The sequence below is a fragment of the Hydrogenophaga pseudoflava NBRC 102511 genome (assembly GCF_001592285.1).
GTDB classification, from domain to species: Bacteria; Pseudomonadota; Gammaproteobacteria; order Burkholderiales; family Burkholderiaceae_C; genus Hydrogenophaga; species Hydrogenophaga pseudoflava.
In genome coordinates this window covers 585,043-595,552 of the sequence record NZ_BCWQ01000001.1, presented here as the reverse complement: position 1 = coordinate 595,552, position 10,510 = coordinate 585,043, and the positions used below count along the sequence as shown (strand labels likewise).

The window sequence follows — 10,510 nt, the reverse complement described above, 5'->3', positions numbered from 1 at the left end:
CCGTCACTTCCGGGCCTCGGCGATCTTGGACACCCAGATCGCAAACCTCTCGGCAACGCTCGACTCAGTCTTCAATTGCGAAATGTCAATCGGATGGTTTGTCTTCTCTTCCTCCGAGCTACGATCCCAAAGCTTCGTGCCGGCGTCTTCCGAAAGATGCGTCTCGCTGCCCCCTGATAAAAGCACGTAGTTCAGGTTCTCCTGCTTTAGTGCATCGCTGTAGGTCATACGCAGAAGCGTCACCGGCTGGAGTATTTCGGTATCGCTTCCTAGCGCGGGTTGTGCCCAGCGCAAGAAGTCGAAGAAGGCTTCGTTGTTTCGGAAGCCCTTCAGGGTGGTGAGTGGGCCCTTGGTGTGACCGGTTGGGTATTCGGCGAAGTAGTAGCCGACGAGCGGTTGACGGTATGCGATGGTTCTCCCAACTTTGAACTCGATCCAACTGCGGCGGGACAGATTGAAGTTGTAGATCGGACCTCCATCGGACGTAACTTCAACCCGGCTGTCCGTGTACTTGTCGCTGTCAATCTTCTCGAGTAACTCCCGAACCTCAATGTGGGGCATCAGAGCGATGACCGCAGCCTTTGCCTGAAGATCAGCGGCCCGGTACTGAGCGACGCTTGCAACGACGCTCGCCGCAGTCAGCACAACGCCGAGGATGGAGATCACGGTAGCGAGACGCTCTGGTTTCATTGTGACGGCTAACGTAATGTATCCCGCAGGCCCTGCGGGATATTCTGGACGGTGCGGGATATTCTGGTCACGTCATTCCTCCGAAAGTGCAATCAGATCAACCATTTGCGCGTGAACGCCTGACATTTATACAGGTATATGTAACCCGCGAAACCCGGCAGCGTCGGTCATAGGTGGTGTTTCGCGCTTTCAGTGTTCTGAAGGGCTGCTTCGGGTCGAAACGAGACCCTGCCCCCGCCATTCCGAGAAGACTCGACAAGCACGCGATCCCCGATGGGTGCACCAACGCGAATCCAGGTCTGAGATGGGGTGGAGGGCGAAGCGAAGTAAAGGAGGAGGATCGGGCAAAGCCCGGTCCGGGGGACATGAGCGCAGCCCTCCGCGCCAGCTCAGACCCGCCACAGAAGCAGCCAATGAAAAAAGCCCCGCCACGCCAAAGCGCAACGAGGCCATCCAGACAGTCAAAAAAGATTACTTGGCCGTCGGCATCACGAACTCGGCGCCCTTGCCAATCGATTCCGGCCAGCGCTGCATGATCGACTTCTGCTTGGTGTAGAAGCGCACGCCCTCTTCGCCATAGGCGTGCATGTCGCCAAACAGGCTCTTCTTCCAGCCGCCGAAACCTTGCCAGGCCATGGGCACCGGGATCGGCACGTTGATGCCGACCATGCCCACCTGGATGCGGCGGGCGAACTCGCGCGCCACGTTGCCGTCGCGGGTGAAGCAGCTGGTGCCGTTGCCGAACTCGTGGTCGTTGATCAGTTGCACCGCTTCGCCGAAGTCGGCCACGCGCACGCAGCTGAGCACCGGGCCAAAGATCTCTTCCTTGTAGATCTTCATGTCGGTCGTCACGTTGTCGAACAGCGTGCCGCCCATCCAGAAACCGCCCTCGCAGCCCTCACCGGCCTGCTTCGCATCGAAGCCGCGGCCATCGACCAGCAGCTGCGCGCCTTCGGCTTGGCCGGCCTCAATGTAGCCGCTGATGCGGGCGTGGGCGGCGGCGGTGACGATGGGGCCCATCTCGGCGGCCAGGTTGGTGCCGTTGAGCACCTTCAGCGTCTTCGTGCGCTCGATCAGCTTGGGCATGATCTTCTCGGCCACGTCGCCCACCAGCACCGCCACGCTGATGGCCATGCAGCGCTCGCCGGCCGAGCCGTAGGCCGCGCCGACCAGCGCGTCCACCGCCTGGTCCAGGTCGGCATCGGGCATCACCACCATGTGGTTCTTGGCGCCGCCCAGGGCCTGCACGCGCTTGCCGTGGTGGGCGCCGGTTTCGTAGATGTAGTTGGCGATGGGGGTGGAGCCGACGAAGCTGATGGCCTTCACGTCCGGGTGCACCAGCAGCGCGTCCACGGCCTCCTTGTCACCGTGCACGACGTTGAACACACCATCGGGCAGACCGGCCTGCTTGAGCAGGTCGGCGATCATCAGCGACGGGGTCGGATCGGTCGGGCTGGGCTTGAGCACGAAGGTGTTGCCAGCGGCAATCGCCACCGGGAACATCCACATGGGCACCATGACCGGGAAGTTGAACGGCGTGATGCCGGCCACCACGCCCAGGGGCTGGCGGATGGTCCAGTTGTCCATGCCGGTGGAGACCTGGTCGGTGAAGTCGCCCTTGAGCAGCTGCGGGATGCCACAGGCGAACTCGATGATGTCGATGCCGCGGGCCACTTCGCCCTGCGCGTCGGTGAAGACCTTGCCGTGTTCGGCGGTGATGGCGTGGGCCAGCTCGTCCTTGTGCTGGTTGACCAGCTCCAGGAACTTGAACATCACGCGGGCGCGGCGGATCGGCGGCGTGTCGGACCAGGCGGGGAACGCGGCCTGCGCGGCGGCCACCGCGGCGTCCACGTCCGCGGCGTTGGCCAGCGGCACCTGGCCGGTGACGGCGCCGGTGGCGGGGTTGGTCACGGTCTGGCTGCGCGTGGCGCTGCCGGCGAAGCGGGCGCCCGCGACGTAGTGCGGAATGTCGGTGACGGCGGGGTGGCGTGCGTTCATGAATGTGTCTCCGGTGGATGAATGCCCGCAGTCTAGGAACCGGACCTCGTCGATACAAGACCGAAACCTTGAATTGATTGTTCACATTGGTGAACAATCGGACCATGAACGAACAGAAGATCCATGAGCTGTGGGGCCACGTGCACTGGCTCACCGTGCTGGACCAGCAGGGCAGCTACACGGCCGCTGCCGCGCGGCTGGGTGTGAGCAAGGCGGCCATGAGCCAGCGCATCGCCGAGCTGGAGCGGTTGGCCGGCGTGGCCCTGGTGCAGCGCACCACGCGCAGCGTGCGCCTGACCGAGGCCGGCCAGCGGCTGGCCGACCAGGCCCGCCCGGCTTTCGACCAGATCGCGCAGAGCGTGGCCCAGGTGCGCGATCTGGCCGGTGCGCCGCGCGGCCTGATCCGGCTGACCGCGCCGGTGGCGCTGGCGCGGCAGCAGCTGGTGCCGCGGCTGGCCGAGTTCCTGCGCCAGCACCCGGAGGTGCGCATCGAGCTGAACCTGTCGGACCGGCTGTCCTCGCTGGCCACCGAGGGCTTCGACCTCGCGATCCGCCACACCGCCCACCCGCCGGACACGCACGTGGCCTGGACGCTGTGCGCCACGCGCTCGGTGCTGGTGGCCAGCCGCGCCTACCTGCGCCGCCACGGCACGCCCCGGCACCCCTCGGACCTGGTGGAACACAACTGCCTGCACTACCCGCGCTCGCAGGACAACCCGGCCTGGACGCTGGAGCCGCGCGATGCTCGCCTGGGCGAGCGCGTGACGGTCCAGGTGCGCGGCTCGCTGGCCGCCAACAACAGCGAGGCGCTGCGCGACGCGGCCCTGGACGGGCTGGGCATCGCGCTGCTGCCGGACTTCAGCGCGCAGGCGGCCCTGAAAGCCGGCAAGCTGGTGGAGGTGCTGCCCGGCTGGACGCCGGTGGGCTCGTTCGCCGACCGGCTCTACGCGATCCGCCCATATTCGGTCCACGTGCCGCTGGCGGTGTCGGCGCTGGTGAACTTCCTGCGCGAGGCGCTGGCGGACGGGTTCGGCGATCTGGAGAGCGCTCCCCAAAACACCGGACATACATCACGACACAAAACCTAGGGTTTACCCTATACTGCAGTGCAGCAAATCCGCTGTTGTCATCAGGAGCGTGTCATGAGCACTGCAACCTTTTCCCATTCCGCCCACTTTCTGAGCACCGTCCGCGAAATGTTCGCCGGCTGGTTCGACTCGCGCACGGCCAAGACGGCCCGCCCCCTGACCCGCTTCGAAGAAGCCGAGCAGCTGCGCGCCATGGCCGACGACGTGGCCCAGAGCGACCCGGCGTTCGCGCAAGACCTCTATGCCGCCGCCGACCGCCACGAGTTGGGGTAACCCCCCCTGCGCCGCTGATGCGGCTTCCCCCTACTTCAACATCCACTCATGTTGGGGGTCGTTCTTGAACACCCAGAAGCGGTTCGGCCCCGCCATCACGTTGAGGTAGTACAGGTCGTAGCCGTGGGGTGCCACCACCGGGTGGTAGCCGCGCGGCACCATCACCACGTCGTGGTCTTCCACCGCGCAGGCCTCGTCCAGGCTGCGGTCGTCGGTGTAGACGCGCTGGAAGGCAAAGCCCTGCGGCGGGTTGAGGCGGTGGTAATACGTCTCTTCCAGCTGGGTTTCGGTGGGTGGCGTTTCCTGGTCGTGCTTGTGCGGCGGGTAGCTGCTCGAATGGCTGGCCGGCGTCATCACCTCCACCACCAGCAGGTGCGCCGCGGTCGGGTCGTCGTGCGGCAGGATGTCGCAGACATAGCGCGTGTTCGTGCCCTTGCCGCGCACGCTGCGCTTCATGTTCTTGGGGTCGAGCACCTGCACCTTGCGGTTGCGCGCATCGGCCGGCGCGCTGCACAGCGCCACCTCGGCCGCGCGCACCGCGCGGGTGTGCACCACCTTGCCCGCCGGCACATAGACCGCGGCCGGCGACACCTCTTCGAAGACGCTGTTGCGCGTGCCCAGGTGGCTGTAGGTCTCGCCGTCGATGGTGACGTCCACCGTGCCGGTGAGCACCACCAGGCACAGCTCGCGCTCCCCGGTTTCCACCGCTTCCGACTCACCCGCCGCCAGGCGCAGCGCCCGGAACCCCACGTGGGTCCAGCCGGCGCGCTCGGGCGTGACGTTGACGATCTCGCGCCCGCTGGGCGCGGCCTTGGCAAGCAATGGGCTGACCATGGTGTGTCTCCTGCTGATCAGCTCAGGCTGTCCACGAGGCCGCGCAGGGTCTCGTACCCCTTCTGCGCGTACTGGTAGCTCGGCGCCACGGCCGGGTCCTGCTCGGCCTCGACGACCAGCCAGCCTTCGTAGCCGCTGTCCTTCAGGGTCTTGAGCACGCCGGCGTAGTCGATGCTGCCGTCGCCGGGCACGGTGAAGGTGCCGTTGATCACGCCGTGCAGGAAGCTCCAGCCGTCGTTGCGGGCCTGGGCGATGACGGGGGTGCGCACGTCCTTGCAGTGCACGTGCACCACGCGCTTGACGTGTTTCTTGAGCAGGTCGACCGGCGTGGCGGCGCCGCCGAAATAGGCGTGGCCGGTATCGAACAGCAGAAAGACCTTGGCCGGGTCGGTCAGCGCCATCAGCTTGTCCACATCGGCGGGCGACTCGACGTAGGCGCCCATGTGGTGGTGGTAGGCGAGCTTGATGCCGTAGGTCTTGAGCAGGTGCTCGCCGAAGGCGTTGAGGCGCTGGGCGTAGGCCTGCCACAGGGATTCGTTGGCGAACTGCGGTCGCCTGGACACTGGGGTGTCCATCTGGCCCTGCACCGTGCCGGCGCATTCGCCGTAGACCACCACCTTCACGCCGTTGTACTGCAGCTTGCTCATGTGGGCCTTGCAGCGCTCGATCTCGGCGGCGACGGCGGTTTCATTGGTCTGGCCCGGCGCCAGCTCGGCCAGGAACCCCGAGTACCAGCCCGACACGCAGGCCAGACCGAACTCGTCGAGCTTGGCCTTGAGGCCCGGGCCGTCCTTGGGGAACTTGTTGCCCAGCTCGAAGCCTTCGTAGCCGATTTCCTTGCCTTCCTTCAGCGCGGTTTCCAGCGGGGTCTCGCCGCCCAGGGACGGCAGGTCGTCGTTCATCCACGACAGGGGGTTGATGCCAATGCGGACGTTCCAGCTCATGGGTGTGCTCTTGAAAACGGGATGGAGGGAAAAAAGAATCAGAGCCGCTGCTGCGACTGGCCTTGCAGATAGGCGGCGTGGGCTGCGCGCACCTCGGCGCGCGCCGACACCTCGGGCACCGCCACCTCCCACCAGCAGCCGCCGTCGGTGGTGCGGGTGTGGGTGGTGTCGATCACGATCACCTGGGTGCGCTTGGCCTGGCGCGCCTTCACCATGGCGGCCTTGAGTTCGGCGATGTCCTTCACATGCACCGCGTCGGCACCCATGGCGCGCGCGTGCATGGCGAAGTCGATGCTGCTGCGCTCGCCGCCTTCGGGCACGCAGTCGTCCAGCAGGTTGTTGAACGCGGGGCTGCCCACCGCCGTCTGCAGGCGCTGAATGCAGCCAAAGCCCCGGTTGTCCAGGATCACGACGATGATCTTCTGGCCCAGCAAGACCGAGGTCGCCAGCTCGGAGTTGGCCATCATGTAGGAGCCGTCGCCCACCAGCACGATGCTTTCCTGCTCGGGTCGGGCCATCTTCACGCCCAGACCACCGGCCACTTCGTAGCCCATGCACGAGTAGCCGTACTCCATGTGGTAGTTGCCCGGCAGGCTGGCGCGCCAGAGCTTGTGCAGCTCGGCCGGCAGCGTCCCAGCGGCGCACAGGGCCACGTCTTGGGTGCCGCTGTCCAGGCCGAGTTCCAGCGCCGAGTCGCGCACCGCGCCGATGACCTCGGCGTCGTAGGGCAGCATGTCTTTCGGCACGTTGGTGGTCAGCTCAGTGATGCGCGCGTTCGCGGCTGCGGCCTGCTGCTTCGCATGCGCCGTCCAGTCCACGTCGGCGGCCCAGCCGGCCAGACCGGCTTCGAGCTGCTGCAGCCCCACCCTGGCGTCGGCCACCAGGGCCGCGCCGCTCCACTTGCCGGCGTCGTAGGGCTGCACGTTCAGGCTCAGCAGCTTGGCCTGCGGGAACAGGGCGTGCGAGCCGGTGGTGAAGTCCTGCAGGCGGGTGCCGACGGCGAACACCACATCGGCCTCGCGCGCCATCTCGTTGGCCCAGGACACGCCGTCCACACCGATGGCGCCGAGGTTGAGCGGGTGGTCCCAGGGCAGGCTGCTCTTGCCGCCGTGCGACTCGACCACGGGCACGCAGTGCGCGTCGACGAAGGCGCGCAGCGCGGCCCAGGCCTGGCTGTAGAGCACGCCGCCACCGGCCACGATGAGCGGGCGTTTGGCGCTGCGCAGCAGCGCGATGGCGTTGGCCAGCTCGCGGTCATCGGCCGGCGGGCGACGGAAGCGCAGCACGCCGGGGTTGAGGAAGTCCTCGGGGCAGTCGAAGGCCATGGCCTGCACGTCCTGCGGCAGCGAGAGGCAGGCCGGGCCGCAGTTGGCCGGGTCGGTCATCGTCTGGATGGCGCGCGGCAGCGCGGTCAGGATGTGCTCGGGCCGCGTCAGTCGGTCGAAGTAGCGCGTGACCGGGCGGAAGCAGTCGCTGGCGCTGACGTCGCCCTGGCCGAAGCTCTCGATCTGCTGCAGCACCGGGTCGGGGCGGCGGTTGGCGAACACGTCGCCGGGCAGCAGCAGCACCGGCAGGCGGTTGACGTGGGCCACCGCGGCGGCCGTGACCATGTTGGTCGCGCCCGGGCCGATGCTGGTGGACACGGCCATGATGCGCTGGCGGAACTGGGCCTTGCTGTAGGCGATGGCCGCGTGCGCCATGGTCTGCTCGTTGTGGGCACGCAAGGTGGGCAGGCGGTGGCGCTCGGCCGCCAGTGCCTCGCCCAGCCCGGCCACGTTGCCGTGGCCGAAAATGGTGAACACGCCTCCGCAGTAGGGGTCGATGGAGGTGCGGCCGTCAAGGTTCTCCACCTCCACGCGCAAGGCGGCCAGGTGCTTGACCAGCGCCTGCGCCATCGTGAGTCGTTGGGTTTTCATGTCGTTTTTCAGGGTGTTCAGGCCACAGCGCGAACGGCTGCGTGGCGGCTTCTCCACGCGTCCACCAGCACCGCGAAATTGCGGGCGACCTCATCGATCAGGGCCGCATCGTCGATCTCGCCCTTGAACCATTTCAGGGACGCATCGGCCCAGAGGGTACGCCCGACCATGAAGCCTTTGACAATGGGGTTGGTGGCGTTGGCGAAGCTGGCCGCCAGGAAGTCCAGCGGCTGGTTCAGGCCCAGGATCACGGCGCCGCGGCAGTGGCGGTCGCGCTCGCCGATCAGCGCCTCCAGATCGCGCCAGCCCTGCTCCTGCATGGGTGCCAGCTTCCACCACTCGGGCTTGACGCCCAGGTTGTAGAAGCGCTTGACCGCGCGCAGCACGGCGGCGTCGGCGGTGCCGTCGGGCGTCATGTTTTTGGGCGGAATGATCTCCAGCAGCAGCTCGTTGCCGCTCTCGCGCGTGGCTTCCCACAGCTCCAGCACCTTTTGCTCCTGCTCCAGGCGCAGCTCGAAATGATCGTCCGGGTGGTAGTGCACCAGGCACTTGACGACCTGCTCGGTCGGCCAGTGGATGAGCGCACTGCCAATCGAGCGCGTGCCGTCGAAGCGCAGCGGGCGCGAGCCCGGCAGCTCGACCGGGCGGCCGACCCACCAGCCACGGCCGGTGGCGCTGGCCAGCGCGTCGCGGCCGTAGTCGCCGCCGTCGATCAGCACGCCGGTGTGGCCCTGCAGCTGGCGGCTGCGCTCCACCTGTTCGGCCGCCTGCACCAGCAGCTTCTTGAGCGCGGGCACTTTCGCATCGCTGGCACCGGCGGCGCGAGCGATGTCGTAGAACTGGCTGCGGTGGTCGAAGGCCATCACGCACAGGTCGTCCCAGCTGGGGCGCGCGGCGGTGACGCGGTGCAGGTGGGCCAGCTGTTCGTCGGCATCCACCTTGGGGTTGCGGTTGCCGCCGAACCAGTGCGCCAGCTCGGCCGGTGTGGGCATGGCGGCGGAACAGGCGTGGCGCGAGACCACGATGGCGCCGCAGGCGTTGGCCACTTTCGTGGACTCGGCCCAGTCCTTGCCCTGCAGCAGGCTGGTCATCAGGCCGGAGAGGAAGGCGTCGCCCGCGCCCAGCACGTTGAGCACTTCCACGCGCTCGCCGCGGTAAGTCGGCGCGGCGTCGATGTCGTCGGGCACATCGCCCTCGATCACGCAGCAGCCCAGCGCGCCGCGCTTGACCACCAGCGTGGCCTTCGGGCACAGCGCACGCACCGCGCGCAGGCTGGCGATGAGGTTGTCGGCCACGCCACCGGCGATGAAGAACTCTTCTTCGGTGCCCACCAGCAGGTCGAACAGCGGCAGGCTCTGCTGCAGCTGGCGCGTGACGCCCGCGTCGTCGACGAAGCGGTTCTCGCCGGCGCCGCGGCCGGTCAGGCCCCACAGCACCGGGCGGTAGTCGATGTCGAGCACGGTGACGGTGCCGTGGCGGCGCGCGGCCTCCAGCGCCTTGTGAGCGGCGGCGCGGGTGCCGTCGGTCGACAGGTGGGTGCCAGTGATGGCCAGCGCGCGGCACTGGGCGATGAAGTCTTCGCTGATGGCGGCCGCGTCGATCGCCATGTCGGCGCAGTTCTCGCGCATGAACAGCAGTGGGAAGGTGTCGCGGTCCTTCAGGCCCAGCAGCACCTGGGCCGTGAGGCGGTCCTTGTCGATCTGCACCTGGCTGGTGTCGCAGCCCTCGGCCTGCAGGCGCTCCAGCAGGAAACGCCCCATTTGCTCGTCCCCCACGCGGGAGATCATGGCGCTGCGACACCCCAGGCGCGCCACGCCGAAGGCCAGGTTGGCCGAGCTGCCGCCCAGGTACATGGCCAGGCTGCGCGCGTCTTCCAGGCGGCTGCCGAACTGCTGGGCGTAGAGGTCGACGGCCAGCCGGCCCAGGCAGGCCAGGTCGTGGCGGCGACCGGAGGGGAACGGGAGCGTGGGCATCAGATGGTCACTCCTTCCAGGTCTTCCATCAGCGTCTTCATCTCGGCCCCGCCGGCCATCATGTCCAGCAGGGCTTCCTTGGAGATGTCGGCCTTGGCGTAGGTGCCCAGCGACTTGCCCCGGTTGAGCAAAGTGAAGCTGTCGCCCACCGGGTAGGCGTGGTTGGCGTTGTGGGTGATGAAGATGACCGAGATGCCGCGCTGGCGCGCCTTGAGGATGAGCTTGAGCACGTTGGCGCTCTGCTTGACCCCCAGCGCCGCCGTGGGCTCGTCCAGGATCAGCACCTGCGCGCCGAAATGGATGGCGCGCGCGATGGCCAGGCACTGCTTCTCGCCGCCGGACATGGTGCCGATCATCTGGCCCGCGTTGCGCACGCGGATGCCCATCTCGCCCAGCTTCTCGGTGGCGATGGCCTCGGCGGATGCGTGGTCCATCACCGGCAGCACGCCGAACAGCTTGCGCACCGGCTCGCGGCCCATGAAGAAGTTGCGCGCCACGCTCATCAGTGGCACCAGGGCCAGGTCCTGGTAGACGGTGGCGATGCCGGCGTCCAGCGCGTCGCGCGGGGAGCGGAAGCGCACCGGCGCGCCGTTGACCAGGTACTGACCCTTGTCGGCCAGGTGCACGCCGGCCAGGGTCTTGATCAGCGTGGACTTGCCGGCGCCGTTGTCGCCCAGCAGGCAGTGCACCTCGCCGCGCTTGAGCCGCAGCGTCACGCCATTGAGGGCGATGACCGGGCCGAAGAACTTGGAGATGTCTTCGAGTTGCAGGATGTAGTCGCTCATGGCCATCTC

General features: G+C 67.4%; 9 protein-coding genes. 2 read left to right on the top strand and 7 right to left on the bottom strand.

Annotation, left to right across the window (positions count from 1 at the left end; genetic code table 11):
* Positions 1 to 3 precede the first annotated feature (3 nt).
* Together HPS01S_RS02865 and HPS01S_RS02860 are read right to left on the bottom strand one after the other, a co-directional pair.
* Complete coding sequence (locus HPS01S_RS02865) at positions 4 to 666, bottom strand: hypothetical protein (RefSeq protein ID WP_066150836.1); 663 nt, start codon at positions 664 to 666, stop codon at positions 4 to 6.
* A 495-nt stretch (positions 667 to 1,161) separates the two neighbouring features.
* Complete coding sequence (locus HPS01S_RS02860) at positions 1,162 to 2,688, bottom strand: CoA-acylating methylmalonate-semialdehyde dehydrogenase (protein ID WP_066150834.1); 1,527 nt, start codon at positions 2,686 to 2,688, stop codon at positions 1,162 to 1,164.
* Positions 2,689 to 2,792: 104 nt separating this feature from the next.
* Here HPS01S_RS02860 and HPS01S_RS02855 point away from each other — a divergent pair, with 104 nt between their 5' ends.
* Both HPS01S_RS02855 and HPS01S_RS02850 read left to right on the top strand, forming a co-directional pair.
* Positions 2,793 to 3,776, top strand: a complete 984-nt coding sequence (locus HPS01S_RS02855; RefSeq protein WP_066150831.1) for a LysR family transcriptional regulator — start codon at positions 2,793 to 2,795, stop codon at positions 3,774 to 3,776.
* A gap of 54 nt (positions 3,777 to 3,830) precedes the next feature.
* Positions 3,831 to 4,049 carry a hypothetical protein gene (locus HPS01S_RS02850; RefSeq protein ID WP_066150828.1) on the top strand — a complete coding sequence of 73 codons (219 nt, stop codon included), beginning with the start codon at positions 3,831 to 3,833 and terminating at the stop codon, positions 4,047 to 4,049.
* A 30-nt stretch (positions 4,050 to 4,079) separates the two neighbouring features.
* Here HPS01S_RS02850 and iolB read toward each other — a convergent pair whose 3' ends face one another.
* The 5 genes from iolB to HPS01S_RS02825 are packed head-to-tail and all read right to left on the bottom strand — an operon-like array spanning position 4,080 to position 10,501.
* Positions 4,080 to 4,883: a 5-deoxy-glucuronate isomerase gene (gene iolB, locus HPS01S_RS02845; RefSeq protein ID WP_066150825.1), complete on the bottom strand. Its 804-nt coding sequence runs from the start codon at positions 4,881 to 4,883 to the stop codon at positions 4,080 to 4,082.
* 17 nt (positions 4,884 to 4,900) lie between these two features.
* The gene (gene iolE, locus HPS01S_RS02840; RefSeq protein WP_066150823.1) at positions 4,901 to 5,827 is read right to left on the bottom strand and encodes a myo-inosose-2 dehydratase; all 927 of its coding nucleotides are present in this window, start codon (positions 5,825 to 5,827) and stop codon (positions 4,901 to 4,903) included.
* Between the two features lie 38 nt (positions 5,828 to 5,865).
* A complete protein-coding gene (gene iolD, locus HPS01S_RS02835; protein WP_066150983.1) occupies positions 5,866 to 7,743 on the bottom strand; it encodes a 3D-(3,5/4)-trihydroxycyclohexane-1,2-dione acylhydrolase (decyclizing) in 1,878 nt (625 codons plus the stop codon).
* Positions 7,744 to 7,760: 17 nt separating this feature from the next.
* The gene (locus HPS01S_RS02830) at positions 7,761 to 9,716 is read right to left on the bottom strand and encodes a bifunctional 5-dehydro-2-deoxygluconokinase/5-dehydro-2-deoxyphosphogluconate aldolase (RefSeq protein ID WP_066150820.1); all 1,956 of its coding nucleotides are present in this window, start codon (positions 9,714 to 9,716) and stop codon (positions 7,761 to 7,763) included.
* Positions 9,716 to 10,501, bottom strand: a complete 786-nt coding sequence (locus HPS01S_RS02825) for an ATP-binding cassette domain-containing protein (protein ID WP_084396998.1) — start codon at positions 10,499 to 10,501, stop codon at positions 9,716 to 9,718. Before HPS01S_RS02825 ends, HPS01S_RS02830 begins: the two co-directional genes overlap by 1 nt.
* Between the last annotated feature and the right edge of the window lie 9 nt (positions 10,502 to 10,510).

Coding starts and splice junctions, on each gene's coding strand:
- HPS01S_RS02860 (WP_066150834.1), bottom strand. CDS start 2,688: ATGAACGCACGCCACCCCGCCGTCACCGACATTCCGCACTACGTCGCG.
- HPS01S_RS02855 (WP_066150831.1), top strand. CDS start 2,793: ATGAACGAACAGAAGATCCATGAGCTGTGGGGCCACGTGCACTGGCTC.
- HPS01S_RS02850 (WP_066150828.1), top strand. CDS start 3,831: ATGAGCACTGCAACCTTTTCCCATTCCGCCCACTTTCTGAGCACCGTC.
- iolB (WP_066150825.1), bottom strand. CDS start 4,883: ATGGTCAGCCCATTGCTTGCCAAGGCCGCGCCCAGCGGGCGCGAGATC.
- iolE (WP_066150823.1), bottom strand. CDS start 5,827: ATGAGCTGGAACGTCCGCATTGGCATCAACCCCCTGTCGTGGATGAAC.
- iolD (WP_066150983.1), bottom strand. CDS start 7,743: ATGAAAACCCAACGACTCACGATGGCGCAGGCGCTGGTCAAGCACCTG.
- HPS01S_RS02830 (WP_066150820.1), bottom strand. CDS start 9,716: ATGCCCACGCTCCCGTTCCCCTCCGGTCGCCGCCACGACCTGGCCTGC.
- HPS01S_RS02825 (WP_084396998.1), bottom strand. CDS start 10,501: ATGAGCGACTACATCCTGCAACTCGAAGACATCTCCAAGTTCTTCGGC.